Source organism: Streptomyces sp. NBC_00872 (assembly GCF_045161915.1).
Classification (GTDB): Bacteria; Actinomycetota; Actinomycetes; order Streptomycetales; family Streptomycetaceae; genus Streptomyces.
Genome location: NZ_CP108806.1, coordinates 8,919,240 through 8,945,487, shown reverse-complemented (window position 1 = coordinate 8,945,487; position 26,248 = coordinate 8,919,240). Strand labels below are relative to the sequence as shown.

Here is a 26,248-nt window from a genome sequence, read left to right as displayed (position 1 = left end):
CAAAACTGATCGATCGCGTTGCCGCGTCGCGGGCGGCCACTCGTCAGGAAAGGAGCGGGCTTGACGGCTCTGCGTCACGACCGACTTGGGTGTCTGCCGGATGCTGTCCAGTCTCGTGAGCATCGCTACCAGGCAAGAACGAGTGCCTTCCGTCGAGCTGGACATCCACTGCTGAGTCTCGGTTCCGGCTCAAGTGTTGCGACCGGTGACGCTGTGTCATGGCTCAAAGTCAAAGAGCGGGATGGTGGGTGGCGGTGGGGCAAGTACCGCGCGAAGGCGATTGAGCAGTGCGCGCCATCGTCTCTCGTCATCTGGGTCGACCCAGTTCGAGGCCGGCCCGGACTCGTCGCTGACAATGCGTGCGAGGGCCTCGTCACTGAGTTTCCATAGATCGGTGGGGAAGGTCGGCATTGGTGTTTGAGGTCCGTAGGGCGTGCCGACAGGGTCGCTGTCTGGGCATTGTGCCGCGATCAACGCGGCGGCGGCCACCGCCTCTTCCGCCTCCACGAGGTAGCCGGAGGTGTCGACGGTGCGGGTGAGGACACCTCGGATCAGGGCTTCGCGTTCCTCGGGCTCGGCGTCGTCGAGAGCGTCGGCGAAATCCGCAGCTGTGTCGTTGTCGAAGGGGCCGGTGTCCCAGGTGCCCATGTTGATCTCCTTGCGTAGATTCGCCGGGATCCTCGCATCAGCCACTGACAAGAGGGGGACGGGGCGAGCAGCGCTCGCTTACGTAAGAGGGCGAAGCCGGCACGGCCGAACATCTGGTGCTTGAGCATCCTGATCCGGTCGACATGGCCTTCGACGACACCGGAGTTCCGGAGGAGGGGCAGGCCGGTGATGACGGCTTCGCGGTCGCGGTCGCTCTTGGTTCGGTCTGCGAACCGGTGGCCGGTGGCGGCATCCCGGCTCTCGTGTCGCGCTGCAACTGCCGTGCGCCGCCTGGCCGCCGGCCGCCGGACCACGGAACCGGGCGCAACCAGTGTGTTTACACGGCGTTTACGAGCTGAGAGTGTAAGTCCCCAAGGAACAAAGACAGTTAACGGGGGAAATATGAAGAAGCGTATCGCCGCGTCAGGGGCTGCCGTGGCAGCCCTGATCTCAACGGTCCTCATGTCAAGTCCCGCGCAGGCCGGGCCGCAATGCGACTGGACCGGCTGCTCGGAAACGATCAATCAGTCCGCCTACAGCGTGTATGTCGCCCGGGACTGGTGCGACGGTGTGGGGGCCTGTTCCGGGTCCCCGACGGACTGGCTGGCCCCGGGCGAGCGGACCCCTGACGGCCAGGACTGGGACACCTTCAGGGTGGATCCCGGCTGGTGCTACCGGGTGAACTTCAACCCAGGCCTCACCCGCACCTATGACCGGCGAGGCTCATCCACCGGCCTGTGGGTGAAGGTCAGCAACCCGGAAGAGGCCGTGGTGGAGTTCCAGTCCCGCAGCAGCTGCTAGCTGGTGCTGTGACCGCGTAACCTCGCCAGGTTGGTGGTCGTGGCGGTTGGATCCGCGATGATGTCCGATCCGACCGCCGCGGCTGCGCGGGTGCGGTAGCCGAGCCCGGCGCGCGATGATGACGTCGGCCCTGGCGGCAGGCCTCATCATGCTGGGCGATGAGCACTCGTGGGTATGTCGCTGTTCATGGGACTCGGCGTAGTACTTGGGTTACGGTCCCTGAGCCGGCGGCGCGACCGTGGTGACGGAAGCTGACGGACTGGCCTTCCTCCAGGGCGATTGGCTGATCGAGCGTGACCGTGGCCGTGCCCATGTGAAGCGGATGGAGCACGTCGGTGTGATGGGGCAGTGTCACAACGCCCAGCACCACAGCGGTACGGACGTGGAACTGGAGGCGATCACCGGTGCGCACTTCCGCAGCGCCGTGCTCCTCGGACAGCAGCATGATGTCCGCTGCGAAGCCGACGTGTGCGTCGACTGTGCCAGGCGCCGCGAGCACCTGCCCCCGGGTAACCGCGTCCGCCGCCAAGCCGGTTAGCAACAGACCCACGTTCATGTCCGCACTCGCCTCGTCGATACGTCGGCGGCTCGCCTCGATGGCCGTAACGGGAACGATCCCGCTGCCGCCGAGGCCGACGATCTCCACCTCGTCACCCTTGCGAACCCGACCACGCTCGATCTGGCCTGTCAGCATGACCTCTCTGCCCGGGGTACGGCAGAAGACATCCTCGACACACATCAGGAACGGCCTTTCCGCCGCATTCACGAGAGCCCCCTTTACCGCCACGAACGGACAGACTGCCGAGGCCGGCGGTGAGCCAGCAACAAGACCCGCTATCGTGCGTTGCGTATCCCGAGGATGTATGTCGCGGTAAGCGCAACGGCACGGTCTTCGTCGTGTGACAGATCCGCGAGGGCACGTGATGCTGTGATTCCCGGGATGTCCGCGAGCGCCTGCGTCAGCCGTCGACGCGCAGACGATTCAACGGCGCCGTGGGCGAGGCAGTCGACGAGCCGGGCAGCGATCTGATCCGCCAGCGCGGGACGACTCGCCAGCGCGCTCAGCGCATCGGCCGCGTCGACGTCATTCGTCTCCTCGACGACCACGTCGATGAGCGTCGGGACCGCGTCGGCCACTCCACGTGCCCCGAGCGCCAGAGCCGCGTACCTGCGGACCACGAGGTCGGAGTTCGCGAGGGCGTTCCGCAGCAGCGCGGTCGCCTCATCGTCCGGAATCTCAGCGATGGACTGGACGGCACGTTTCCGCACCTCGGGTACTGGTGAGCCGAGGCCCTCCGCCAGCAGTGCCCACCCGCCGTCGCCCGATCGTGCCAAAGCCCATCGAAGCGCTCCGGCGACATTCGGGTCCGTCTCGCTCAGTGCTGCCTCGACCAGTGCTTCCACCGGCACCGGAACCTCTTCGACCGAGGACAAGGCCGCGCGCTGGCGCTTCCCGGCGTTCTTTGACCCCAACGCCTGGAGGAGCGCGGCGATCTGGAGGACGTTCTCCCAGCCGGAGGGTTCCGCGGCACCGATGCGACGGAGTCGAGTGAGCAACTCCGTCTCACGTGCGATGCGTTCCCGCGTCTGACGGATGAGGTCGTCGACGAGTTCCGAGGGCGTGAAGCCGGGATCATCGAGCGCGCGCCCGACTTCACGCAGCGACAACCCCAATGACCGCAGGCTCTCGATATGGAAGATCCGCCGGATGTCCTCGCTGGAGTAGTCACGGTAGCCGGCGTCGGTACGACCCGTCGGCCGCACCAGGCCGAGCGAGTCGTAATGCCTGAGCATGCGGGCGCTGACCCCGGACCGCCTTGCCACATCACCGATCAACACGGCCTATCGCCCCTCCTGGCTGGTTCTGCCGAGGGCTACGACGCGCTTCGCCTCCTCGATCGCGAACTCGAATCCGGCATCAGGGTCGCGCAACAGCCTTTCCGTGGCGATCGCGTGCGTGCGAACGCGAGGGTCGAGGTCCGTCGTCGCGGCGTGCAGAGTTGGCAGAATCACCTCACCGAGCGCGATCAGCGCGCGGCTGAGGCTCAGCTGTGTCTCACGTTCGCCGCGTCCGAGCTGTGCCGACAACACCGCGGCCAACTCGGGCTCTTCACCTTCGGGTACGAGCACGACCGCTGCCCGCCAAGCGCTCCGCGCCACCTCATCGTCGGCGTCGGACAGAAGCGCCCGTGTGATCGCCGGCCATGCTCGCCGATCCCCGATCTTGGACAGTGTGTGCAACGCCTGGCTTCGTGCCTGCGCACGCTCGGAGCGGACCTCATCGAGAAGTTCCGGGACCGTCATTGCTGCGGAGTGGCGGGTGAGTGCCCACGTAAGCATTTCGCGTACATAGAACTCAGGTTCGATCGCGCATCGCTCGATGAGCTTGCCGATGAACCGCGGATCAGGGGTCGTGCCGGCCGCCAGCGCTGCCCGCAGCCGCACTGACGAGCGGCTGTCCTCCAGCCCCTGGAGAGCTCGAATCATATGCGTGTCCTGTTTCGGCAGGGTCATCAGGACCACCTCCTTGACACAGTGAAGACCTTGTCAGTGTGTCAAGGTCAAGCGGGTTCACCTGCGGGACAACCGCTTCGCGCGCTCCACAGTCCGCTCCGCGTCCTTTCCGAGACCGCCTCTGCGCCGTACGCGTCTGCGCCGTACGCGTCTGCGCCGCACGCCTCTGCGCCGTACGCCGCGGCCGACCGCGAAGCTACCGCAGATAATCCCGAGTCCCGGCTCCAAGCACATTCAGCAGAGCCAGTGCCTCGGCGTCAGGGGATCCTGGCGGCGCGCTGTAGAGCACGACGTTCTGGTCGCGGTCCGTGAGCGTGAGCGAGTCGCAGTCGACGGTGATCTCCCCGACGACCGGGTGACGGAAAGTCTTCGTGAGCACCGGCGCGGCCTGCACGTCGTGCCGCTCCCAGAGCCGGGCGAACTCGGGGCTGGCGTCGCGGAGCTCGTCGACGAGGCCGGTCACCGCGGGGTCGGACGGGTACCGGGCGAGGGTGGACCTGAGCCGCATGACGACGTGGTGCCGGAATTCAGCGGCGTCGGAGACCCCGTACAACGTCGCATCGGCGGCGCCCGCCGAACCGAGGAATGCCCGACGCGCGAGATTGCGGTCCTCCGGAGCGAGCTCGGCGAAGTCCTCCATGAGCGCGGCCGCGAGATCGTTCCACGCGAGCACCTCGAACGCGGCGGACACCACGAAAGCGGCCGTCTGCGGCAGCCGCTCAAGAAGCGCGAGGATGCTCGGGCGGACGTCGCGCCGGTGCAGTCCGGTACGGCTCGGCGCGGTGCCCGCGAGGACGTGGAGATGATCGGACTCGGCGTCCGTGAGCCGCAGCGCGCCTGCGATCCCCGCGAGGACCTCGCCCGACGGCCGTGGCGCCCGGCCCTGCTCGAGCCGGACGTAGTACTCCGTGGAGATATGGCCCAGGACCGCCACCTCCTCGCGGCGAAGACCTGGTGTCCGGCGTCGCGAGCCCGAGGGGAGGCCGACGTCCTCCGGCCGGAGCCGCTCGCGACGGCTACGGAGGAACACACCGAGCTCCTGCTTGTCCATACCCCAAGTCTGCACGCCGCGCGGCGAGGGATCCTGGTACCGCCTGTGCCTGCATCCGGCCTGCGGCCCGACTGACACTGTCGTCATGACGAACAACACCGACATGACGAACAACACCGACATCGCACCCGTCGGCCTGCTCACCGGCAAGGTCGTGTTGATCACCGGCGCCAGCCGGGGCATCGGGGCGGCCGCGGCCCGGCTCTTCGCCTCCGAGGGCGCCGCCGTCGTGCTCGCCGCGCGCAGCACCGACGCCCTTCAGCGGATCGTCACCGAGATCCGCGCCGACGACGGTGTCGCCGACGCCGTCACCCTGGACCTCGCCGACCGTGCGAGCATCCGCGCGGCGGTCGACCGCGTCGAGGAGCTGCACGGACGGCTCGACGGCGCCTTCAACAACGGCGCGGCGATCCAGCAGCCCGGCCCGCTCGACAACACGAGCGACGAGGACATCGACGCGCAGTTCACGGTGAACTTCCGCTCGCACTGGACCGCCATGACCGCCGAGGCCGCGCTCATGCGCCGGGGCGGCGGCGGGGCGATTGTCAACACCTCAAGCATCGGCAGCCGCCGCGCGAACCCGGAACTCCCCGCGTACGGTGCCATGAAGCGCGCGCTCAACAGCATCACCGAGACCGCGGCCGTGACCTGGGGCCGTCAGGGCATCCGGGTGAACGGCATCACCCCCGGCGGCACCGCGACGGAGATGATCGACACGTGGGAGGCGGCGACCCCCGGTGTCGTCGCGCGCATCAACGCGAGCATCCCGCTCGGTCGCATGGCCCAGCCCCGCGAGGTCGCCGAAGTCGCCGCGTGGCTGCTGAGCGACCGAGCGTCGATGGTGACCGGCGCGATCGTGCCGGTCGACGGCGGCGCCGGCGCCTGAAAGCCGACGGCGGCGCCGGGGTCTGAAAGCGGCGGCGCCGGGGCCTGGAAAACAACGGCGGCGCCAGCGCCTGGAAGCCGACGGTGGCGCCTGGGCCCGGAAGGGAAGGCCTGGGCGAGTCGGTCTTCGATCCGATGTGCCTCGCTCCGATGTTCCTCGCCGCCGGCCCGGTCCGGCCGGTCAGTCCCGCGTGGCCGCCGGGAGCGGAGTGTCGCCTCGCGCGTACAGGCGGCCCCGGCGCTTGGCGTGGCGCAGGAAGAGGGCCGTGAGGATCAGGCAGACCAGGATCGAGACCACGCCCGCTTCCGGGCCGAACGAGCCGCCTGTGATCGCCTCCGAGCCGCTGACCTTTGCCTCCAGCAGGCTGCCGAGGCCGGCCGCGGAGCCGGAGACGGTGGTGCCGAAGATGCCGCCCACCGCCATGTTCCACCCCAGGTGCAGGCCGATCGGCAGCCACAGGGTGCGCGTCGCCGCGTAGGCGGCGGCGAGGAGCAGGCCGCCCTCGATGCCGATGGCGAAAGCGCCCCAGACCGTGGCTTCCGGGTTCACCAGGTGCACGAGACCGAAGATCAGCCCTGACGCGGCCATCGCGCCCCAGGTACCCGCGTGCTCCTCCAGGAAGCGGAACACAACGCCCCGGAAGATGAGTTCCTCCGTGACGGCCACACAGCTCATGAGTCCCAGCGTTGTCAGCGCGCCGCCGAACGATCCCCAGCCGGTTACGTGGTAGCTGCCGGTCATCGCGATGACGCTGATCGTCACGGTGAAGGCGGCGAGGCCTGTCAGGGCGCCCTGCCGCACTCCGGCCCGTGCGTCCGCCACCCGCAGCTCGTGCGGATCGCGGTCCTCCAGACGCCGTACCAGCCAGCGGTAGAGGCCGATTCCCAGCGCGGCCGTCACCACACCGAACAGCAGACCTGTCACCGGTGTCGCGTCGGCGACGCTGTTGACCAGACCGGCGAGGACGCTGAACACCGCCAGGGCGACGATCACCACTACGGGCCGGCCCCACGGAGACCGCGCCCACCGGCGCGCACCCGCCGTCTTTGTTCCCTCACGTCGTACAGGTGCGAAGTCGTCCCCTGCCGAGGGCTGTTGATCCTTGTTCCGCGGTGTCACGGTGTCCTCCTCGTGGCCCGGTGCGGCCGCACCGATGTCCGGTGCCGGAAAGGTAGGCGCCGGAGGCACGGTGGATCGTCACCGCCGAGTGGACACTTTCCGAGGGTGGCTGTCCCCCGTCGGAGCCACCCCCTGCGAGCTGCATGAGATGTCCTCTCACGGGGGACGCCGGGACCCGTGGCACATGGATACGCTCCGCACGACGCACGACGCACGACGCACGATCCCGAAGCTCGCGAGGACGTAGTGAGAATCGACAGGCCGCCACCCCGCCCGCGGGCCGTCACCCGCTTTTCCCACCTGCTGCCGACGGTGGCCGAGTGCTGCCGCCGCCTGGCGGTCTGGTGGCGCACGCGGCCGTCGGCCACGCGGGACCTCGAGTTCGCGGTGGTGCTGGCCGTGCTGTCGTTCGCGGCGCCGCTCGACAGCGTCGGGGCGCAGTTCGGCGACCTGCCCGTCCGGCAGGCCGGTGCCCCGAGTGTTCTGCTGACCTTGGGGCAGATCCTCCCGCTCGCTCTGCGCACCAGGGCGCCGGCCGGCTGTCTGGCGCTGGTGGGCCTCTGTTTCACGGCCCATCAGGCGTGTGCCTATCCGCCGAATTTCGGCAGCCTGGGTCTGTATGCCGCGCTGTACTCCGTGGGCGCCTACCAGGATCGGTGGCGGCTGCTGCTGCCGGTGCCGGCCTTCGCGGCGTACGTGGTCTTCGCGCTCGTCCTGTGGCGGCTGGGCTCCCCGGCAGGCTTCGTCGACTACGCCGTCTATTTCCTGGCGCTCGCCGTGTTCTGGGGGGTGGGTGCGTTCGTGCGGGGGCGTCGCGCGGACGAGGCGGAGCGGCGGCGGCTCGCCGCACAGGCGGCCACCGCCGAGGAACGTGCGCGCCTGGCGAGGGAGTTGCACGACGTGGTGACCCACCATGTGACAGCGATGGTCGTCCAGGCCGATGCCGCACAGTTCCTCTCCGCCTCACCCGATTCCTCCGACCGGCTGACCGAGGGCCTGACCGCGATCAGCGGCACGGGCCGGCGTGCCCTGGCGGAACTGCGTTATCTGCTCGGTGTGTTGGAGGCCACCGGTGAGTCGGCGCCGAGTGAACGGGTCCCGGCGCACGGGAGGTTGTCCGACCTGGTCGAGCAGACCCGGCTGGCGGGGCAGCCGGTCGAATTCGTCGAGGACGGTGCACGGGCGCCCATGGACATAGGTACCGAACTCGCGGTGTACCGCGTCGTACAGGAGTCGCTCACCAACGCGGTGAAGTACGCCGCCGGACGGCCCACGCTGGTCCGCGTCCACTACGGTCACCATCACATGGACGTCGCGATCACCACCGAGGGACCGTGCGGCGGCGCCACCGGGGTCGCGCCACGGCCGGTGGGCGGCCATGTGCCTGGTGGCGGCCATGTGGCGGGCGGCCGAGGGCTGGGCGGGCTGCGCGAGCGGGTGGACATGCTCGGTGGCCGGTTCACGGCGGAGTCCCGGCCCGACGGCGGGTTCGCTGTCGGAGCCCGTATACCCACCGGGGGTGCCGTGTGAGCACCCCGCCCACCCCGGACAGACCTGCCGGGACGGACGTTCCGGCGGCCCCCATCCGGGTGCTGGTCTGCGAGGACCAGGCACTCGTACGGACCGGCTACGTCACGATCTTCTCCGCCCAGCCCGACATCACGGTCGTGGGCGAAGCCGCGGACGGACGTGCGGCGATCGAGGCGGCCGAGGCGTTGCGGCCCGATGTCGTCGTGATGGACATCCGCATGCCCCTGCTCGACGGCATCGAGGCCACCCGCCACCTCGCCGGACCGGAGTCCGCCCACCGTACGAAGATCCTCGTGGTCACGACCTTCAACGTGGACGAGTATGTCTACGAGGCCCTGCGCGCCGGTGCCAGCGGCTTCCTGCTCAAGGACGCGCCACCGAGGGAACTGGTCGAGGGAATCCGTACCGTCGCGCGCGGAGAAGCCCTGCTCGCACCGGCTGTCACCCGCACCCTCATCGGTACGTATGCCGACCGGCTGCGCCCCTCCGCCCCGGCCGTTTCGCCCGACCGGGAGCGGCTCAAGGTGCTCAGCCCGCGTGAACACGAGGTGCTGCGGTTGATCAGCCGAGGGCTCTCGAACGCGGAGATCGCGGCCGAGCTGGTGCTCAGCGGCGAGACGGTGAAGACCTATGTCTCGCGCATCCTCACCAAGCTCGGTCTGCGCGACCGCGTCCAGGCCGTGGTCCTCGCTTACCGCGCGGGTGTCGCCGACAGGAGCGGCAGGAGCGGCAGGAGCGGCGGGAGCGGCGGGAGCGACAGAAGCGGCGGGAGCGCGTAACGACCGGGGCATGGGGCGAGCGCGTATCCGACCCATCGGCTGAACACCGTCCCCCGGCGCTTCGGCCCCTCGGCGCTTTGGCGCTTCGGCCCTTCGGGACTCGCCTTCCGGCAGTTGGAAAGGGAGGGAGGCTGAGGCGCACGGCGAATGGCGGTCAGCGGTCAGCTGGGCTGACGGGTGGGCATGATCGTGACCTGCTGTAGGTTCACCCGCGGCGGCAGGCCGGCGATGAACCCGATGGTCCGCGCGATGTCCTGGGGCGTGAGCCACTCCATTGTCTCTTTCGAGCCTTCCAGCCACTGAAGCGCGCCGTCGTCGGTGACATGGCTCTGGAGCTCGGTGCCGACGATGCCCGGCTCGATCGCGGACACACGTACGTTCTTCGCGCCCAGCTCGACGCGCAGGTGGCGGGAGAGGTGGGTCACGTAGGCCTTGGTGGCGGAGTAGATGGCGAAGTTCGGGAAGATGTTCTGTGCCGCGATCGACGAGGTGTTGATCAGGTCGGCCACCCCGCGTTCGGCCGCGGCCTTCACGAGCTGGGGTGTGAAGGCGCCGATGGCGTTCATCAGCCCGGTGACGTTGAGGTCGATCTGGTGCTGCCACTGGTCTGCCGACCGTTCCTCGACCGGCGCGGGCAGCATGACGCCCGCGTTGTTGAACAGCAGATCCGCGCCGCCCAGCTCGGCCGCCACCCGGTCGGCCGCCGCCTGCACCGCGGCGGCTTCCGTCACGTCCGCGGCGACGGCCAGCGCGGTGCCGCCGGCCTTCTGGATCCGGGCGACCAGGTCATCCAGCCGGTCCGCGCGCCGTGCCAGCACCACCACGGCGGCGCCCAGCTCCGCCAGGTGCTCGGCCGACGCCTCACCGATACCGCTCGACGCGCCGGTGACCACAGCGACCCGGCCGGCCAGAGGCCTGGCGGCCAGAGGCTCGGCGGTCAGAGCCTCGGCAGGAGATTCCGTCGACATGATGTACCTCTTCCAGGAGAGAAGGGAGGAGAACCGGAACCGGTTCTCACCGGCCCCACATCCAGCACACCACCGCGACACCCCGGTGAATCCGCACCGAGCGGGCCCCGCGCGGGCAGGTACTCGGGAAACAGGTACTGACAGGGCCACACAGCGCTGAGCACGGCACGTGCGGCACCCTCAGACTGGGTGTATGGACCGCAGCAGCGAGCTGGCCGACTTCTTGCGCACACGCCGTGCCGGGATCACTCCGGACCAGACAGGACTGCCCGCCGACGGGCGTGCGCGCCGGGTGCCGGGACTGCGTCGTGACGAGGTCGCCCGTCTGGCCGGAGTCAGCACCGAGTACTACACCCGCCTCGAACAGGGCCGTGGAGGAAACCCGTCTCCCGAGGTGCTCGAAGCCCTCGCCCGAGCGCTCAGGCTCGACGCGGCGGAACGCGAACACCTCGTGGACCTCCTGGCACGCCCCACCCCGGCACGTCGTGCCCCCGGCAACCCGCAGCGGGTCCGTCCCGGCCTGCACCTCATGCTCCACACCCTCGATCACGTGCCCGCCTTCATTCTCGGGCGACGCACCGATGTCCTGGCCTCCAACCGCCTCGCGCGCACGATTCTGACCGACTTCGACGCGCTCCCCGTGACCCGCCGCAACCTCGCCCGCTACTACCTGCTGGACCCGGCGGCCCGCGACCGGGTCGGCGACTGGGAACGGATCGCCGCCGAGACCGTCGCCATACTGCGCCTCGAAGCCGGCCGCTACCCCCACGACCGGCAGCTCGCCGACCTTGTCGGCGAACTCACCCTCCGCTCGGCGGAGTTCAGCGACTGGTGGAATGACCACCGCGTCCTGCGCCGCACCCACGGAACCAAGCGGTATCACCATCCCCTCGTCGGCGACCTGCACTTCTCCTACGAGTCCTTCCAGGCACCCGGTGACACCGACCAGACCATGTGCGTGTACAACGTCGAACCCGGATCTCCCACCGCCGAGTCCCTCCAACTCCTCAGCAACTGGACCGCTCCCCGCCACGACACACCCGCCGTGCCGCCGGACGTCCGATGACCACCGCCCCCGCTGTGACGGGTCGGCGGACCTGGTGGCGGGTGAGCATCCGTCGATGGAGGACTTCGTGTCGCTGTCCTGGAAGTCCGCGTTGCCGAGGTCGAGGTGCCGGCCGGGGGCGAACCGGGCGAGGTCGCGGCGGAGATAGGGGCTGTCGTTCTCGTTGAAGAGGGTGAAGAACGTGAAGAACTCGTGGTCCACGTCGGCCGGTCCGTCCTCCTCCCTGGCGGCCCCACGCCGGGTGATCACCAGCGGGCCGACCAGACCCGCCTGAGTACCGGGGACCCCCATGTCCACGGCGTGGTCGTGGTAGAGCCAGAGGAGGGAGGAGGGATCGTTTGGACCGGGTCCGGCCCGCTCGGGCACCTGCCAGGAGTAGGTGTAGCTCGCGCCGGGGGCGATGGAGTCGTCTCGTCTCGCATCGGACCTGTCGCCACCGTCAACGACTCTTCCGCGGGGACTGCTGCCGACAACAGCCCGTAGCCGTCGGTGACTTCACCTACCCGCGCGGCCACCTGCGACGATCGTAGACGGGCGGAGGGCGGACCGTCTCCGCACGTCCTTCGCCGCGGCGGCCGGAAGCCCGACCATGTTCAGGACCGTCCACCAGCCTGGAGGACGTAACGCTGGTGGCAGTGGCAGTGGCAGTGGCAGTGGGGGCGCCGCGTACGCCCCCGACTCCCGCCGGCCCCGTCCCGAAACCCGGACCCGCCGACGCGCGAGCCCGCCGCGGTCAGGGGCCCACATGGATGTGTGCTGCCCAGAGGGACGGGACGTGCGGGTAGCGTTCCCGTACGCGTAGCACGGCGTGGTGCAGGGCCCGGGGAGAGTCGTCCGTGTCGACGGATCCTGACGCGCCCAGCGCCTCGTAGAACAGCACCGACATGTCGGCGTGCATCCGGTCCTCGACCTCCCAGAGGGTGCCCACGGTGTGCCGGTAACCGCCCAGGTGCAGGGCGGCGGCCAGGCTCACCGCCTGCCAGGGGGTCTCCGTGTCCGCCGGAGGGTAGGGGACGGTCTGACAGGCGGAGAGGAACGCCAGCTGCGGGGCAGGGGGCTGGGCATGGCGCAGCGCGGTGGTGGTGAGCAGACCATCGGCCAGTTCGAGCCCGCCGGTGCGCAGGGAGCCCGGGTTCATGACCCCGTGGGCCGCGACATGCAGTACGGATGCCTCCGCCAGCCGGGACAGTACCGCGGTCGTGGTCGCCTCGGTGCCGGCGAGCAGCCGCGCGGCGCGCAGGCGGTCCCGTACCTCGTCCGCCTCCCGCCGCGCGTGAGGCAGGTCCGCGACCCTTGAGCTGCCGGTCGGGGCGACCACGAGGGCGGACGGGGGAGCGTGCGGTGTGGCGCGGGCGGTCGCGAGCGCGCCGACGGTGACCGCGTAGGAGGGACAGACGCAGTCCAGCGCGCTCAGGGGCGACGCGCCGGGGGACGGTGGCTTTGTCAGACTCTTGTCCTGGGCGGCGTGGAGGGGGAACAGGCCGAGGAGCCCGGTGGGGATCCACCACAGGCGCGGGAGGGGCGCGCCGGGGAGTGGGTCCCGCAGACCGAGCGCGTCGAGCACCGGTGCGGCCACGGTCGACCAGAGCCAGTGGAGTACGTCGTTCAGCGGCCCTTCCGCCTTGAGGTGTTCCTCCATGGGGGCGTATCTGTTCACCAGCGCGGAGCGGAAGCGCTCCAGCTGACGGGACAGCTCCGCATGGTGCAGGCCGGGCAGCGGTACGGCGCTCACGCCATCGGTGGTGACGATGACGGCGTCGGACCGGTACCGGCTCACATTGACCATCACCAGGGGTCCGTCCCCGGCCTGCGCCATGAGGCCCTGGACCGTGGGCGGGGTCAGGAAGGAGGCCAGGCCCGGTAGCGTGCGTACGCTCCGGATGAGCTGCGTCCACTCCGCCGCGAGGGCCCTGCGCCCGCTGCCCGCCGCCTCGGCCTGGGCCATACGGTCACTCAACTCCTCGTACCTGCTGGCGAGTTCGGGGGAGATAGTCCGAACCCGCTCCAGCAGCCGGTCGGGACCCGGCGAATGGGAGAGCAGTGCCACCCGTCCCCGCTCCAGCAGGACGGCCGCCTGTTCCGGTCGTCCCGCGGCCATCGCGGCCGCGGCCGCGTCGTTGACGAGCTCGTCCATGTCGCCCGGTTCCGTGCCACCGCGCCAGGTCGGCAGGTCGCGGCGAGCGGCGAGAGCGAGTGGCAGCAGGTCGATCGCCAAGTCGTAGCCTTCGAGGGCCACGTTCGGCTGATCCGCTGACATCGCCAGCCGCCCCAGACGTTCGGCCGCGCGGATCCGTTCGAGAGGCAGCGCGTCCGGTGTGGTGGCTTCGCCGCGCAGGACATCGATCACGTCGGTGAGCGTGATCTCCGGTGAGCCGTGTTCGAAGGCGAGGCTCATCGACTGACCCAGCATTCCGTGGTCGGCGTCGTGTTCCACACCGAGTCGGAGGAGTTCGGCGAGCAGACCGACGAGTTCCGAGCGGGTGGTATGGCCCGTCGGCAGGTGTTCCACGGCCTGCCGTGCGCAGGAGATGGCCCGGGTCAGATCCTCTTTCCGGCCCAGCGCGCGCCATCTGGCGCCCAGCGCGCGGGCGAGGTCGGCCACGGCCTCGGCTCTGTCCGGCGCGGTTTCGGGGGCCTGGGAAACACTCTCCCCGGCCAGGGCAACCGCTTCGTCCAGCAGGCGCGGGTCCCCGGAGCGGGAGTACAAGGCGCTCAGCATGCTGGTCAGATGGAGCCGTGCCGATGTCGCGTGAGGATTGTGAGGGGGCAGTAGCCCGACGGCTTCCCTGCCTGCCGCCAGCGCCTCGTTCAAGTCGGCGGGATTCCCCGTGCGGTCGTAGCGCAGTCGCAGGATGAACGCCAGGTCGGCCAGGTGCGTGGCCCTTGCCTCGCCTGCCCCGGGGAGTTCCGAGACCAGCTGCCGGAGTGTGGTGACGGCTTCGTCGAGATCGAGCCCGCTGCTCGATGCCTGGTACCGGCTGACGAGCGCGGCACCGAGCACTTCCAGCGCACGGATCCGCACGCTTTCGTCCGTCAGCGCTTCGCGGGTGGCGTCGATCGCCTGGTCGAGATCTCCCAGGTCCCTGGTGAGGTCGTACCGGGTGTACAGCACGGTGCCCAGGTTCACCAGGGACCGCGCGCGGTGCGGATGCCGGCTGCCGAGGGCGTGCAAGGAGCGACGGATCAGTGTGAGCGCGGCCTCCAGGTCTTCCGGGGTGCCGACGGTGGCGTACCGGTGCAACAGCATCGTGCCGAGGTCCGACATGGCACCCGCACGCAGCCCTCCGGAGGGATCCGCGCCGGAGCCCGCCTCGGTCGTGTCGATGGCGGTGAGACCGTGCTCGATCGCCTCGTCCAGATCGGCCTGGGCTCCCGTCAGGTCGTAGCGGTATGTCAGTGCTCGCGAGGCCAGCAGAGCGAGGTCCCACCGAAGCCCGGATCGTCGCGAAGGCTGCCCCGATTCCCGTAGCAGATCGATCAGTTCGTCCAGGTCCCGGCTCTCCGCCCGCTGCTCGTACCGGGTCAGGAGCGCGCTTCCCAGGTTGATCAAGACTTCCGTCCGGCCGGCGTCCCCGGCCCCGGCCGAGCCGTCGAAGGCCAGCTTCATCACATCGACCACCTGATCGAGCCCACCGGGACTCTCCTCATCGAGACGGCTCCACAGGAACCTGCCGATGTCGTCCATGACACGGGTGACGTGCCGGCCGTAACCGGGGTCCCCGTCGTCGAGCAGTGCGCGGGCTGTCGAGACCGCCTCGGTCAGCGCGTCCGCCGCCTCCGCGTCCCGTCCTTCCGTGCTCAGCTGTGTGAAACGCGTGGCCAGCGCCGTCAGCAGGGACGGCCGGGCGGCTTCGTGCTGATTCCGTGTGAGCCGTCGGTGCAACTGGACCGAGTCGCCCGCCGTGACACCGGCGCTCCGCATGCCGGCGAGTTCGGACAGGGTGGTCTCCAGTCCGGTGAGCAGCAGCCGCGGGGAGGGCCGCTGTCCCTGTCCGGGATGGGCGAGGCTTTGGAGAGCGCCGGTCAGTTCCGCCGCCTCCGCGAGGTTCGCCAGCTTCCGGAGGGCCTCGTCCGCGGCTTCGGCGGCCTGCCGCGGTCGTCCCGCTCCCGCCAGCGCCATCGCCCGGGTGGTGAGGAGCCGTACCTGAAGGCGCAGCTCGCTCGGACCGCGCTCACCGATCCGCGACCCGGGGACGACCGCGAGCGCGTCCTCGGCCGTCTCCGCCGCCTGGTGGTCCTCACCCGCCAGGATCTGGAGTGTGGAGATCACATGCAGGGTGCGCACCACGAGCATCCGGTTGCGGGCGCGGTGCCCCTCCGGCGACCGCGGGCCGTGCCACTCCCTCCGGGCTCGGCGTGCCCACCAGCCCGCCTCGTCCATCCTGTTGAGCCGCGCGAGGATGATCACGTGGCGAGTGAAGGCCTCGGCCCGACCGTGCTGTTCCCCGGTCTCTTCCAGGCGCCCGTAGATTCCGCACGCCTCGGTGGATGGCTCCAGGGCGTCCGCGAAGCGCCCCAGTGAACAGAGGTACGCGGCCTGTTCGGTCAGACTGGCGGCGAACTCGGACTCGTAGTCGGAGGCGGTCATGGCTGGGTCTCTCTCCCCTGGGCTCCGCCGGTCAGTTCCCGGAAGAGGCCGACGGCCTCGGACTGTGCGGCCAGTGCCTCGTTGGCGCGGCCGAGTACGTGCAGGTGCTCGGCGTGCCGTCTGGTGGCCCGGGCGAGCCGCGCCAGATAGTCACCCACACCGGCGGTCAGCAGGCGCTGGTACACCGCTCGCTCCAGGCGGGTGACCCGCTCCGCCAGTATGGTCAGTTCGGGCGCGGCGGCGGGAAAGGCCTCCGCGAGTTCCGCGAGCATCTCCGGGCTGGCGGCCGCGCCTTCGACCCCTTCCTCCAGCACCTCGATCAGGAACTCGGGTGCCTCCGACTCCAGCGCCACCGCCAGGGCCGTGGGTCCGGTGCGCGACAGTTGCTCGACGATCTGGAGACGTAGTGCGGTACGAGCTGAGGCATGATGCACACCCGCCCTGGCCAGTACGTGGAAGGCCCGGTGGAGCTGGGCGGGGGTGGCGGCGGCCAGCGGCTCGGTCAGCAGGTCGGGCCAGTCGCGTAACTGGGTGGCGACAAGGTGCTCGCCCAGCCGGTCCGGCTCCAGCGCGCCCCAGCGTCCGGTGCCGGGGGCCGGGTAGAGCGTGGTCAGCCACTGGTCCACGTCCATCAGTTGCCCTTCGCTCTGCCCGTCGAGTCCGCGTACGCGGGCGAGCGCCGCGAGTGCCTGGTTCCGGTCGGCCGCGCCCATCAGGGTGGCCACGGTGACCGCGTTGGCCAGGCTGTCGTCGCCCAGCTCCACCTTGTGGGTCTTCGCACTCGCGCGCCAGTACGGCATCTCATGGGTGATCAGCAGGTCCTCGGGCATGGCGCCTTCGCCGAGCGCGGACACCCGGGTGGGCCCCTGCTGGAGCAGGGCGACCAGTGCGGCCAGATGGATCTGCATGATCGAGGTGTAACGGTGGCGGCTCAGATCGGGGACCGGGAGCCGCCCGGTCAGGCCGGCCCAGTCCACCTCGCGCAGGCCGCGCACCTTCGGCAGCGCTACGGAAAGATCCGCCGCGGCCTCGTGAAAGGCTTCGAGCCGGTGCTCACCGTCCTGCGGCAGGGGTCCCAGCACATCCACCTCGTCGAGGGCCACGGCTTCCTGGAGCTGCCAGGTCGAACCCCACAGACTCTCCCACCACTTGCCGGGCGACCGGGCGAGCATGAGCAGTCTGACCTTCGGACCCTCGTAGGGATCGACGGCTTCGAGCAGGCGCCGCACCACATCGGGCCGGGTCTCGGCGTAGTCGACGATGAGCAGCAGCGGCAGTCGGCAGGAGTCCAGCCGCTCCAGCGGATCGGCGGGCAACTTGTCGGCCCGCTCGGCCTGGACCATACCGGTGACCCATCCTCCTTCGCGCGCCCGGTGTTCGAGTTCTCGTGCGAGACGGGTCTTGCCGTAGCCGCCGGGGCCGACGATGAGCCGGGCTTCCAGCGGCTGCTCGTCGGACGCCAGCCAGTTCTGGAGGTCGGCGACCTTTCCCTCCCGGCCGTGGAACCACCGCACGGCGGCGACCTGGGCCGTCAGCAGAGTGGCGGGCGAGTGCGGGCGCTGGAGGGTACGCCGGCCGCTGAAGAGCGCGGCCAGTTCAGCGGACTCCAGCACCGGCAGGTAAGGCGGGCCCGGCCGGTCCGGGGTGTCGCAATGGGCCATGACCAGGTTGAAGAAGTCCGTGTCGGCGAACACCTCGGTCATCCGGACGGCGGTCAGCCGGCGGCCGTCGAAGCCGTCGAGGTCGATGATCACGACGCCGATCAGCAGACCGTTGCTGAAGAGCGCGGCACCTGACATTCCGGCCCAGGGCGACTCACCGTCCATGTGCCGGCTCGGGGCGTTGTCGACCTGGATGTGATACTGCCCGGCCTTGTCCCCTGCGGCCGGGTTGATACGGCCGCTCAGATGCTCCCGGTCACGCCGGCGGTCCGGGAGCCGCAGCACCTGCGGGAAACCGGCGGCGGCGCAGTCCACACGCGTCGTCTGACACGTCGTGCGCCCCCAACGCACCGGTGTCATCACCTTCTTGGGCCAGTCCTCATCGGTGATCTCCACCAGCGCGACGTCCAGGTCCTCACCCTGGCCGCGCCAGACGACTCGGCCGGTGTACAGAGTGTCGGCGTGCTCGGCACGCAGGCGGATGACCTGGTTGGTGGCGAGCGTGTGGTACGACCTGTGCCCGTCGGAGTCCGCGACGATCACATGGGCGGCGGTGAGTACCAGCCGCGCGGTCACCAGATATCCGGAGCCGCACATCCAGTCCCCGTTGCCGAGACCTGCCCAGACCTCGACGACTCTGTCCGTCTTCATGCCATATCCGGCGTCCGGTGAGCGGAGGCCGGATCAGCCCTGCGGCAGCGTTCGTTCCGTCCCGGAGATCCGGGCCGGACCACCCCGCCGGTCCTGCGGTGTGAGAGTCAGCTTCATCCGGTTCATCGTCCCGGTGGAACGAGATCCCTTCGCGCCGAGCGACAACACCCCTACTTTGATCCCGCCGTCGGCACCGCGCTCCTTGCTGACGGCGACCTCGAACTCCAGCTCGACCGGTCCGAGTTCGAACTTTATGTCGTCGTCCTTGCCGTCGGCCATGGCCTGATTCAGCTGACCTCTCACCTGCCGCACGACCTCGGACAACTCCAGCCACTGCTCTTCGTGACGCGTCATGGCAAGAGAGTAGTCAGCAACGCCCCGTTTTGTACGCGAAGTTGCTGAGAAGCGGAGCGGGGGAGGCAGAAACGCCAGCGGACAGCCCGCGCACGGCCGACGGTGCGTTTTCGTCCCCCGCCGGGATCCGGCAACGTCCGCCGGGGCGGCGTCAGCCGTGATCCGCCCCGGCGGGAGAACGCGCGGTCGCTCGCGGTCGACGGTGGCCGGGCCCAGGGGGCGGTCGCCGGGACGAGCGACCACCCCCGCCACTCACCTCCCGTACGCGACCAGCAGGCAGGTGGCCGGGACCACCCCAAGCCCGCCGCCCGCGCCCCGGTGGACCGGTCTCGGAGCAGGATCGCGCCGGTCCCGGTCGCGGCGGCGCCGAGCAGCAGGCGCGCGGCGACGAAGGCGATGTCCCGGGCGTGGGAGTGCCGGGTGGCGGTGACGTCCAGGGTGAATGTCTCGGGGTCGTCGGGGTGTGGTCGAGGGTGACTTCCTCAGCCATGCGAGCTCAGACAGCCCACCGAACCGAGGCAGGCGACCGATGGCGTCGGCAGGCCAGGGATGGGGCTTCGTCAGCAGATGGTTCAGGGAGATCCCGTCGACGAAGGAGCCGGAGAGCTCTGGTCCCTTCGCGACCGAGGTGTGGCGGAGGCCGGAGAGTGAGATGACGACATCGGGCTTCGCGGTTCCCTCGTGAAGTGTGATCTCAAGGGAGTGGTCCCGCGCGAAGGCGTCGAACGAGATTCGGTCGATGAAGTACCCCACGCAGTGGGAGAGCGTGCGTGTCGCGTTCGCAACACGGTTGTCCGGCTTCAGCCCTGATCGAGCGGATGGGAAAGGGTCCGTTCCGCCCACCCTCCCGCTGCCAGTTCCGAGGCCGCGCAGCCCGGTTTACGTTCCGCCTCGTCCTGGAACAGGCGCACAAAGGAGCGGGCGAAGCCCAGCCGGGGGTACGCCCCGACAAGCGTGTCCGTGAAGGAGGAGTCGAACGCCTCCAGGCCCGTCCCGGACACATCCGCGCTGGTCCCGACCTGCAACAGCCGGCTCTCCAAATCTCTTTCCGGCGCAATGTCGTCCCGCATGTGGAGCACGATCAGCTCAGCCGCCCTGTCGCGTCGCTCAGCCGGCCAGCCGAGACCGGCTGTGAAGACGCGGGCCAGGTGTCCGCCGGCTTCTTCAAAAGCGAGCGTGTGACTGTCGAAGGGCGGGGTGAGAGCCAAGTCGTGCAGCATTGCCGCGACGAAGAACAGTTCGCGGTCGAAGTCGAGGCCACGAGCCTCCGCCCAGGCCGCGCCGAAGAAGTAGGACCGCACGGAGTGGTGGTACAGCGCGTCATCAGCGTATTCCGCACAGACCGTTCGCGCCGCCTCCGCCGCCCGTCCTACGGGTACGCGCACCCCCGCAACCTCGACCAGCATTCCGCAAACCCCTCACAGCCGAGCGCTACTTCCGAGGCGCAGCATAGCCAGGCCGAACCTCCGCCCCACTCCGGCGAACGCTCACGGTTACAGCACCAGGTGGAGGCGATGTTGACCGGGTGTCTGGGGCCTGGGGTTGTTTGGGGTTCTGGCGACGAACTTGTTCGTAGCGAACATGTTCGCTAAGCTCTCGATATGGCCTCCCGCACCCCCGCACCCCGCAGCCGCCGTGAACGGCCCGCCAAGCCCGCACTCACCTACCAGGGCATCGTCGACACCGCCGTGGCGGTGATGCGGGCCGACGGTCTGCAGCGCGTCACCATGCGACGCCTTGCCCAGGAGCTCGACACCGGTCCGGCCTCGCTGTACGTCTACGTCGCGAACACCGCCGAACTGCACGCGGCGATCCTGGAGGAACTGCTGGGCGCGGTCGACCTGAAGCCGGCCACAGCCCGGGGCGACTGGTGCGAGCGCCTGGTCACGGTGCTCGGCGCCTACACATTCATCCTGTTCGAGCACCCGAGCCTCGCTCACTCCGCCCTGGTGGCCCGCCCCTCGGGGCCGAACTACCTGGCTCTGGTCGAGGCGATCCTCACCCTGCTGCGCGAGGGCAAGGTGCCCGACGCACAGGCGGCCTGGGGAGTGGACGTGCTGCTCCAGGTGGCAACCGCCACCGCCGCCGAACAGTCCACCCGCGACCAGGCCATCGACGCCGCCGACGAGCACAACGCCCTCGTAGCCGCGCTGCGCGATGTCAATCCCGCGACCCACCCGCGGATTTCCGCGCTCAGCGCCGACCTGGTCTCCGGCACGCCCTCACAGCGCCTGGCCTGGATCTTCCGCACCGTGGTCAACGGCGTCAAGACCACACCGATCGTGGAGTGAGCACCGATGGCCCGGCCGACCCCGGACCGGCCGCACTCCCGAGCATGAGAACAGAGGAACCTTCATGAGCACCACGCATCACCCCATCGCGATCATCGGCGGCGGCCTCGGCGGTCTCACCCTCGCTCGCGTCCTGCACGTGAACGGCATCGAGGCGGCCGTGTTCGAGCTGGAGGCCGGCCGTAACGCCCGAGTCCAGGGCGGCATGCTCGACATCCACGAGGACACCGGCCAGGACGCCCTGCGCGCCGCCCGGCTGCACGAACAGTTCCTCAGGAGGGTTCACACCGGCGGCGAAGCCCTGCGCGTCGTCGACCGGCACGCCCAGGTCCTGATGAACATATCGGACGACGGCAACGGCGCGCGTCCCGAGATCGACCGCAGCGACCTGCGCGACCTGCTGCTCGACTCCCTGCCCGACGGCACCGTCCGCTGGGGTGCCAAGACCACCGGGGCCCGGCCGCTCGGCTCGGGACGGCACGAGGTCACACTCGCCGACGGCTCCACCTTCACCACCGGCCTCCTGATCGGTGCCGACGGCGCCTGGTCCCGCGTTCGTACGCTGCTCTCCGACACACGCCCCGCCTACACCGGCATCTCCTTCGTCGAGATGGACCTCTTCGCGGCCGACACCCGCCACCCCGAGAGCGCCCAGCTCATGGGCGGTGGCATGTTCTTCGCACTCGGTGAGAACCGGGGGCTGCTCGGCCACCGTGAAACGGATGGCAGCCTCCACATCTACACCGCGCTCCGCGCCGACGAGGACTGGCTGTCGACGATCGACTTCACCGACACGGACGGGTCCAAGGCCGCCGTGCTCGCCCATTTCGCGGACTGGGCGCCCAGCCTGCGGCGACTGATCGCTGACGCCGACGGCGCCTTGGTACCCCGCCTGATCCACGCACTGCCCGTCGGCCACCACTGGATGCGCACCCCGGGCGTCACCCTGCTCGGCGACGCCGCGCACCTCATGTCCCCCTTCGCCGGGGAAGGCGCCAACCTCGCCATGATCGACGGCGCGGACCTGGGCCGCGCAATCGCCGCACACCCCGGCGACGTCGAGGCGGCCCTGGCCGCCTACGAAGCCGTCCTCTTCCCCCGGAGCGAGAAGACCGCCCGCGACTCGGCGGACTCTCTGGAACTGCTCTTCAACGATCAGGCCCCCCAGCCGCTCATCGACATGTTCGCCTCCTTCGCAGCACAGTGATCTCGGTACGGGCCGCCCGCGATATCGACAAGATCGCGGCCTCGGTCGGTCCCCGCAGAACCACCGGCTTGCACGGCGGCCTGGCCCGATGAACTGCGAGCTGGTGCGTCAGGCGGAAGCCGCTACCACCGACATCCGGCTGCGTGACATCGCACAGGCGCTGCCCCTGCGGTACCGGGCCCGCCTCTTCGCGGAGTGATCGGCGTGGACGGCTGATCCACGAAGATCCACTCCACGAAGATCCACCGGACAGGACCTCGTACGTGCCTCGGCTCCCCGTCGTAGTCCGCGTTGCCGAGGTGCTTGTCCCTGCCGAACTCGGGAGCGTCCTTGATCTGCTCCCTCGTGCGGTCCACGTAGATCTTCCGATCGTTCGTGTCGATACGGCTGGCCTCGGACAGGGGCATCCCCTGGCCGAGGCGCATCCGGAGGATCCGGTGTTCCCGGTGCCATGCGGGAAGACTCATCCCTCACCCGTCATCCCTCACCCCTCATCGCGAGTCAGAGCGGTCGCGCCACGAGTTCCGGCCGATGCCGCTTTCGGTTCGTCCGGGTACACCGCGTGCAGCAAGGCCCGAACATACTGATCAGGGTCGTCCAAGCCCGCGGCGGCCAGGGTGTCGGAGCCGCCGGCCAGGAGGTGTGGGATGGCGGCGAGCATGGCGAGGGTGACGACGGCTGCCCGCTGTGGAGTGACAAGCAGTCCGGCCGCCCGCTGGGTCAGCTCGAATCCCGCGAAGTCGGAGGCCGCGATGGGGTCGAGGATGGCTGCCGGCCAGGGCTTGCGAGCCGCCTCGGCCTGCAGTTCCAGGTAGGCGAGCAGCCGGGGGCGACCGGACCCGGCGACGTTCTCCACGAGTGCCCGGAAGATGACGAGCGCCTCGCCGCGGTCCTTCGTCGGCGCCCCGCTGCGTTCCGGCGGGATTCACTCCCCTTGTGCTGTACGCCTTGCTGTACAGTCGTGGGTATGTCGAAGCCAGTGACGATCCGGGTTGATGACGAGCTGCACGCGCTGCTGAAGGAGCGTGCCGAGGCCGAGGGCACGACGGTGACCGCGCTGATCACGCAGGCCGCGCACGACGCCGTCCGCGACCCCCGTCTCGAAGGCGCCGCGGAGGTCTTCCGTGCCTTCGTCAACGACCACGCGGCCGCGTTCGACGCGGCCTTCCCCGAGGACACACCAGCCCGTCTCGACGCGCCGGGACGGGCCGCCTGACCGTGGAGCTCTACATCGACATCCGCTGGCTTCTCGAGCGCCAGGCGGAGGTCCTGCCCAAACACCCCACGGTCCACGATTTCTCCAACCTCGTGGCCGCCGTGGGCCGGCACCGCGTCAACACCCCCAGGATCGGCGCCACCGTCGACAACGCCTGGCGTGCCGCCGCCCTCATGCACGCCATCATCCGGCTGCGCCCGCTCCCGGCCCGCAACGCGCTGTTCGGCGCCGGCATCGCCGTGGCGTACATGAACGCCGCGGGCGAAGGCATCGACGCCCCGTACGGCGCGCTGGTCGACCTCGCTCGCGATATCGACACCGGACACACCGATGCCTACGACGCGGCCGACCGCATCCGCACGTGGCGTATCTGAACCAGAACCGTTCACGCCATCCGGACGGACTTGCCGACCCGTTTTCGTACGGGCCCGTCGGCGAACGCCGCTGTGGAGCTCCCTACCGCCGGCGCCACGCTGCGGGAGCAGTGGGAGGCCATCGCCCCTGAGCTGGCTGGGCACGTTGTCATCGTCGGCTTCGACCCGGACTCCGGCTGACTCACCGTGTGCCCGTGCCCGGAGTCGTCGGTCTGGGCGACGAAAGCGCGCCTGGAGCAGACCCGTGTCATCGAGGCCGCCAACACTGCGGCGGGCCGAACGGTCGTGCGTCCTGCGGACTCTCCGGCCCGGCGCCGTACCCGTACCCGAACAAGCTGTCGGCGCCCGGTACCGGCCGCGCCCGTGCGCGCCGGACCCCGCCGGATGGCTACCGCCGCGTCCTCGAAGCGCACCGCCAGGCCGTGCCCTGTCCCGGTTGACCCGGATATCGCGGAGGCCGTGGAGCGGCGGAGTTCCGCGATGCGCGAGCTGAGGTGACCGCGTCGGACGACGGGCTGGTCCCGCTCGACATGGTCCGTAGGCAGCGCTGCTGCCGGGCCCCGCGGCGACCGGGACCGCTGTTCTTCGCCGGGCCCGGGGCGGGAGGACTCATGGGTCGGGCGGCCGGTCCGTGGCATAGCCTTCTGGTATGACGGATGGTCAAGCGGATCTCGAACGTCTCGCGTCGGGGACTTATGTCCTGGTCACCACGTTCCGTCGGGACGGTAGTGAGGTCCCGACGCCGGTATGGGTGATTCGTGACGGTGATGCCCTCGGTATCTGGACGGTCGCTGGCTCCGGCAAGGTCAAGCGGATCTGCAACCGCGGCGACGTCCTGGTGTCCGCCTGCGACATTCGGGGCAATCCCTCGGGCGCGTCGGTCCCGGCACACGCGGAGATCCTTGACGGGGAGCGGACGCGGTATTACCGCGGTCTCCTGGGCCGCAAGTACGGGGTGCCCGGGAGACTCACGCTTCTGGGCAGCCGCTTGCGGCGGGGCCTGGACGGGACGGTCGGTATCCGGATCACCCTCGACTGATCGGGCGGTACTGTCGCCGCCCGCTGGTACGGGGCGGCGTTGCCACCCCGTACCGCGCGTTCACGGAGCCCTCCCCGTGCCGGCCCCGGCGCGGACGAAGAGGGAGAGGTCCTCTTCGAGCGCCCCACCCAGGCCCGTACATGAGCGAGTCCGGGATGCGCAAGCGCCTGGCCAAGATCGGTGTCCCGCTCGGAGACGGCCGCGACGCCGCGCTGTTCGCGTTGGCTACGAACGTGCCGACGGCGATCCTCTCCCGAAAGCTCGGCCTGTCCACCGACGTAGCTGTCCACTGGCGGGCGCCAGTAGACAGGAGACTCTCCTTCTCGCGCCGACCGCGCGGCCACGGGGACCGTCGCCTGTGTGCGCCCTCCGTGCCGAACGGCACAGGCCGCACTCTGGCCTGGGAGGCCGGGAGTAGCGGGAGGCCGGGTCCGTAGGCGCGTCAGCACCATTCCGAACCGGTGCGATCCGCGGTGATCGACACCTGCACTTTTCCGTTGTCCGGGCCGTCCACGGTGAGGTAGGCGGTCGTGCCGTCGATCCGTTTGATGAAGCAGTCCGCCGCCGTGTCGTCCTCGGTCGTGGCGCGTGGCCGCCAGCCGTTCGCCCGCGCTGTCTCCTCGTAGTGGCCGAGGACGCTCTGCCGGGGAGCGCGGTACGAGTAGTCCGTACCGGCGTAGACGAACAGATCGTCGTCGTCGCATCCGTCGTAAGGCTGCACCTTCCCGGCTCCCGCCGGTCGCGCGTCCAGCACCGGATCGCCCGCGATCGCCTCCGTGAGCCGGTCCTCCGCCTCCCCGCACCCGTACATGAACACGAAATACCCGACCGGTACCGCGACCAGCATCACCACCGGCACCACGACCAGGCCGGTCAGCAGGGGCCCCACCCATTGTCTGCTCATGCTGCTGGACCCTATGGCAGCCGGCGCCTCACAAGGCATCGCCGTTGTCCCTGCTTTGCGCGACGACCGCGCCGACGAGAGCCAAGACCGTATACCGGTGGCTCGGTGGCATGCCGAGCTCGTCGGCCGAGGAGGCCCAGTAGCGGTCGTCGCGTACGAGGGTTTCACCGATGTAGTAGAGGACCACCGCGCGGATCATGGCCGCATCGTGGCCAGCGGGCGTGCGCCCGTCTACGATCCGCCGGTGATCAGCTTCCCGTACTGCCGTCGGTTCATCCCGGTGAACGGGGCTGTCCAGGGTGGGCTCGACGCCGTGGTCACGCAGACCGTGCACGGTGCCCGGTGACGCCGTTGCCACGCTTGGGGGCGTCGTCGGCGCCCGCGAGCCAGGCCTGCTGCCGTTCGGAGCCGTCTCCGGGATCCTGGTGTCCGGCCGGGCACGGTGTGCGATCCGTGGACACGGCGGGCTGACACAGATCGTCAACTGATTGATTCTCATGGGACTGGTCGCTGTCCTGGCGGTGCGTAGGGTTTCAAGGAGGCGGGAGTGCGGGATTCGCGCACTCGATCCGTTGCCGCGCCGGATGTTCAGGCGCATCCG

Annotated in this window: 23 protein-coding genes and 3 pseudogenes; 11 read left to right on the top strand and 15 right to left on the bottom strand. The window is 69.8% G+C overall.

Translation table 11 applies throughout. The features are described 5' to 3' along the window. Positions 1-216 precede the first annotated feature (216 nt). The gene (locus OG214_RS37690; RefSeq protein WP_363085146.1) at positions 217-648 is read right to left on the bottom strand and encodes a DUF4259 domain-containing protein; all 432 of its coding nucleotides are present in this window, start codon (positions 646-648) and stop codon (positions 217-219) included. A 116-nt stretch (positions 649-764) separates the two neighbouring features. Between OG214_RS37690 and OG214_RS37685 the strand changes: the two genes are divergently transcribed. Next, the gene (locus tag OG214_RS37685) at positions 765-1,007 is read left to right on the top strand and encodes a hypothetical protein (protein WP_405987723.1); all 243 of its coding nucleotides are present in this window, start codon (positions 765-767) and stop codon (positions 1,005-1,007) included. A gap of 43 nt (positions 1,008-1,050) precedes the next feature. Continuing rightward, positions 1,051-1,449 (top strand): hypothetical protein, encoded by a 399-nt coding sequence (locus OG214_RS37680; RefSeq protein WP_363085147.1) that lies wholly within the window; start codon positions 1,051-1,053, stop codon positions 1,447-1,449. 184 nt (positions 1,450-1,633) lie between these two features. Here the strand turns inward: OG214_RS37680 and OG214_RS37675 are convergent, their stop codons facing one another. The 4 genes from OG214_RS37675 to OG214_RS37660 all read right to left on the bottom strand — a co-directional run bounded on the left by OG214_RS37675 (position 1,634) and on the right by OG214_RS37660 (position 5,014). After that, entirely contained in the window at positions 1,634-2,215 is a 582-nt protein-coding gene (locus tag OG214_RS37675) for an EF-Tu/IF-2/RF-3 family GTPase (protein ID WP_405987370.1), read from the bottom strand. A gap of 68 nt (positions 2,216-2,283) precedes the next feature. Further along, positions 2,284-3,288: a HEAT repeat domain-containing protein gene (locus OG214_RS37670; RefSeq protein WP_405987369.1), complete on the bottom strand. Its 1,005-nt coding sequence runs from the start codon at positions 3,286-3,288 to the stop codon at positions 2,284-2,286. 3 nt (positions 3,289-3,291) lie between these two features. Further along, a complete protein-coding gene (locus OG214_RS37665; RefSeq protein WP_405987368.1) occupies positions 3,292-3,963 on the bottom strand; it encodes a HEAT repeat domain-containing protein in 672 nt (223 codons plus the stop codon). 196 nt (positions 3,964-4,159) lie between these two features. Further along, complete coding sequence (locus OG214_RS37660) at positions 4,160-5,014, bottom strand: helix-turn-helix transcriptional regulator (RefSeq protein WP_405987367.1); 855 nt, start codon at positions 5,012-5,014, stop codon at positions 4,160-4,162. 85 nt (positions 5,015-5,099) lie between these two features. Here OG214_RS37660 and OG214_RS37655 point away from each other — a divergent pair, with 85 nt between their 5' ends. Continuing rightward, a complete protein-coding gene (locus OG214_RS37655; RefSeq protein WP_405987366.1) occupies positions 5,100-5,900 on the top strand; it encodes an SDR family NAD(P)-dependent oxidoreductase in 801 nt (266 codons plus the stop codon). A 180-nt stretch (positions 5,901-6,080) separates the two neighbouring features. Here the strand turns inward: OG214_RS37655 and OG214_RS37650 are convergent, their stop codons facing one another. Continuing rightward, positions 6,081-6,896, bottom strand: a complete 816-nt coding sequence (locus OG214_RS37650; protein ID WP_405987365.1) for a CPBP family intramembrane glutamic endopeptidase — start codon at positions 6,894-6,896, stop codon at positions 6,081-6,083. Between the two features lie 369 nt (positions 6,897-7,265). On the opposite strand from OG214_RS37650, the gene OG214_RS37645 reads away from it, so the two are divergent. Together OG214_RS37645 and OG214_RS37640 are read left to right on the top strand one after the other, a co-directional pair. Next, entirely contained in the window at positions 7,266-8,549 is a 1,284-nt protein-coding gene (locus OG214_RS37645; RefSeq protein ID WP_405987364.1) for a sensor histidine kinase, read from the top strand. Then, complete coding sequence (locus tag OG214_RS37640) at positions 8,546-9,328, top strand: response regulator (protein ID WP_405987363.1); 783 nt, start codon at positions 8,546-8,548, stop codon at positions 9,326-9,328. The genes OG214_RS37645 and OG214_RS37640 overlap by 4 nt, the downstream gene beginning before the upstream one ends. 161 nt (positions 9,329-9,489) lie before the next feature. Here the strand turns inward: OG214_RS37640 and OG214_RS37635 are convergent, their stop codons facing one another. Then, positions 9,490-10,296, bottom strand: coding sequence for an SDR family oxidoreductase (locus tag OG214_RS37635; protein ID WP_405987362.1), 807 nt, complete (start codon positions 10,294-10,296; stop codon positions 9,490-9,492). A 193-nt stretch (positions 10,297-10,489) separates the two neighbouring features. On the opposite strand from OG214_RS37635, the gene OG214_RS37630 reads away from it, so the two are divergent. Continuing rightward, positions 10,490-11,362 (top strand): helix-turn-helix transcriptional regulator, encoded by an 873-nt coding sequence (locus OG214_RS37630; RefSeq protein ID WP_405987361.1) that lies wholly within the window; start codon positions 10,490-10,492, stop codon positions 11,360-11,362. A 733-nt stretch (positions 11,363-12,095) separates the two neighbouring features. Here the strand turns inward: OG214_RS37630 and OG214_RS37625 are convergent. The 4 genes from OG214_RS37625 to OG214_RS37610 form a co-directional block, all read right to left on the bottom strand. Continuing rightward, positions 12,096-15,950 carry a CHAT domain-containing protein gene (locus OG214_RS37625; RefSeq protein ID WP_405987360.1) on the bottom strand — a complete coding sequence of 1,285 codons (3,855 nt, stop codon included), beginning with the start codon at positions 15,948-15,950 and terminating at the stop codon, positions 12,096-12,098. After that, positions 15,947-18,262 (bottom strand): trypsin-like peptidase domain-containing protein, encoded by a 2,316-nt coding sequence (locus tag OG214_RS37620; protein WP_405987359.1) that lies wholly within the window; start codon positions 18,260-18,262, stop codon positions 15,947-15,949. The genes OG214_RS37625 and OG214_RS37620 overlap by 4 nt, the downstream gene beginning before the upstream one ends. A 33-nt stretch (positions 18,263-18,295) precedes the next feature. Beyond that, complete coding sequence (locus tag OG214_RS37615; protein WP_363084878.1) at positions 18,296-18,616, bottom strand: trypco2 family protein; 321 nt, start codon at positions 18,614-18,616, stop codon at positions 18,296-18,298. 800 nt (positions 18,617-19,416) lie between these two features. Then, positions 19,417-19,917, bottom strand: a complete 501-nt coding sequence (locus OG214_RS37610) for an HD domain-containing protein (protein ID WP_405987358.1) — start codon at positions 19,915-19,917, stop codon at positions 19,417-19,419. A gap of 300 nt (positions 19,918-20,217) precedes the next feature. Between OG214_RS37610 and OG214_RS37605 the strand changes: the two genes are divergently transcribed. Together OG214_RS37605 and OG214_RS37600 are read left to right on the top strand one after the other, a co-directional pair. Next, on the top strand, positions 20,218-20,907 hold the full coding sequence (locus OG214_RS37605) for a TetR/AcrR family transcriptional regulator (RefSeq protein WP_405987357.1): 690 nt from the start codon (positions 20,218-20,220) through the stop codon (positions 20,905-20,907). A 64-nt stretch (positions 20,908-20,971) separates the two neighbouring features. Then, positions 20,972-22,114: an FAD-dependent oxidoreductase gene (locus OG214_RS37600; RefSeq protein WP_405987356.1), complete on the top strand. Its 1,143-nt coding sequence runs from the start codon at positions 20,972-20,974 to the stop codon at positions 22,112-22,114. A gap of 281 nt (positions 22,115-22,395) precedes the next feature. Here OG214_RS37600 and OG214_RS37595 read toward each other — a convergent pair. Together OG214_RS37595 and OG214_RS37590 are read right to left on the bottom strand one after the other, a co-directional pair. Beyond that, positions 22,396-22,509: pseudogene (locus OG214_RS37595) on the bottom strand (PRC-barrel domain containing protein); the annotation flags it as partial. An 89-nt stretch (positions 22,510-22,598) separates the two neighbouring features. After that, positions 22,599-22,982 (bottom strand): annotated as a pseudogene (locus OG214_RS37590) (hypothetical protein); the annotation flags it as partial. 99 nt (positions 22,983-23,081) lie between these two features. Here OG214_RS37590 and OG214_RS37585 point away from each other — a divergent pair. The 3 genes from OG214_RS37585 (at position 23,082) to OG214_RS37575 (ending at position 24,743) form a co-directional block, all read left to right on the top strand. Continuing rightward, entirely contained in the window at positions 23,082-23,330 is a 249-nt protein-coding gene (locus OG214_RS37585) for a YlcI/YnfO family protein (protein WP_363084254.1), read from the top strand. A gap of 2 nt (positions 23,331-23,332) precedes the next feature. Further along, positions 23,333-23,704, top strand: a complete 372-nt coding sequence (locus tag OG214_RS37580) for a toxin Doc (RefSeq protein ID WP_382853701.1) — start codon at positions 23,333-23,335, stop codon at positions 23,702-23,704. 649 nt (positions 23,705-24,353) lie between these two features. Next, a complete protein-coding gene (locus OG214_RS37575) occupies positions 24,354-24,743 on the top strand; it encodes a PPOX class F420-dependent oxidoreductase (protein ID WP_405987355.1) in 390 nt (129 codons plus the stop codon). A gap of 442 nt (positions 24,744-25,185) precedes the next feature. Here OG214_RS37575 and OG214_RS37570 read toward each other — a convergent pair whose 3' ends face one another. Both OG214_RS37570 and OG214_RS37565 read right to left on the bottom strand, forming a co-directional pair. After that, positions 25,186-25,647, bottom strand: coding sequence for a hypothetical protein (locus OG214_RS37570; protein WP_405987354.1), 462 nt, complete (start codon positions 25,645-25,647; stop codon positions 25,186-25,188). A 31-nt stretch (positions 25,648-25,678) separates the two neighbouring features. Beyond that, positions 25,679-25,846 (bottom strand): annotated as a pseudogene (locus OG214_RS37565) (HAD family hydrolase); the annotation flags it as partial. Between the last annotated feature and the right edge of the window lie 402 nt (positions 25,847-26,248).

What these genes read in the sequence shown, in the direction of transcription:
- OG214_RS37680 (WP_363085147.1), top strand. Translation starts at nt 1,051, where the DNA reads ATGAAGAAGCGTATCGCCGCGTCAGGGGCTGCCGTGGCAGCCCTGATC.
- OG214_RS37605 (WP_405987357.1), top strand. Translation starts at nt 20,218, where the DNA reads ATGGCCTCCCGCACCCCCGCACCCCGCAGCCGCCGTGAACGGCCCGCC.
- OG214_RS37615 (WP_363084878.1), bottom strand. Translation starts at nt 18,616, where the DNA reads ATGACGCGTCACGAAGAGCAGTGGCTGGAGTTGTCCGAGGTCGTGCGG.
- OG214_RS37585 (WP_363084254.1), top strand. Translation starts at nt 23,082, where the DNA reads ATGTCGAAGCCAGTGACGATCCGGGTTGATGACGAGCTGCACGCGCTG.
- OG214_RS37600 (WP_405987356.1), top strand. Translation starts at nt 20,972, where the DNA reads ATGAGCACCACGCATCACCCCATCGCGATCATCGGCGGCGGCCTCGGC.
- OG214_RS37665 (WP_405987368.1), bottom strand. Translation starts at nt 3,963, where the DNA reads ATGACCCTGCCGAAACAGGACACGCATATGATTCGAGCTCTCCAGGGG.
- OG214_RS37625 (WP_405987360.1), bottom strand. Translation starts at nt 15,950, where the DNA reads ATGACCGCCTCCGACTACGAGTCCGAGTTCGCCGCCAGTCTGACCGAA.
- OG214_RS37635 (WP_405987362.1), bottom strand. Translation starts at nt 10,296, where the DNA reads ATGTCGACGGAATCTCCTGCCGAGGCTCTGACCGCCGAGCCTCTGGCC.
- OG214_RS37570 (WP_405987354.1), bottom strand. Translation starts at nt 25,647, where the DNA reads ATGAGCAGACAATGGGTGGGGCCCCTGCTGACCGGCCTGGTCGTGGTG.
- OG214_RS37655 (WP_405987366.1), top strand. Translation starts at nt 5,100, where the DNA reads ATGACGAACAACACCGACATGACGAACAACACCGACATCGCACCCGTC.
- OG214_RS37630 (WP_405987361.1), top strand. Translation starts at nt 10,490, where the DNA reads ATGGACCGCAGCAGCGAGCTGGCCGACTTCTTGCGCACACGCCGTGCC.
- OG214_RS37575 (WP_405987355.1), top strand. Translation starts at nt 24,354, where the DNA reads ATGACGGATGGTCAAGCGGATCTCGAACGTCTCGCGTCGGGGACTTAT.
- OG214_RS37690 (WP_363085146.1), bottom strand. Translation starts at nt 648, where the DNA reads ATGGGCACCTGGGACACCGGCCCCTTCGACAACGACACAGCTGCGGAT.
- OG214_RS37660 (WP_405987367.1), bottom strand. Translation starts at nt 5,014, where the DNA reads ATGGACAAGCAGGAGCTCGGTGTGTTCCTCCGTAGCCGTCGCGAGCGG.
- OG214_RS37620 (WP_405987359.1), bottom strand. Translation starts at nt 18,262, where the DNA reads ATGAAGACGGACAGAGTCGTCGAGGTCTGGGCAGGTCTCGGCAACGGG.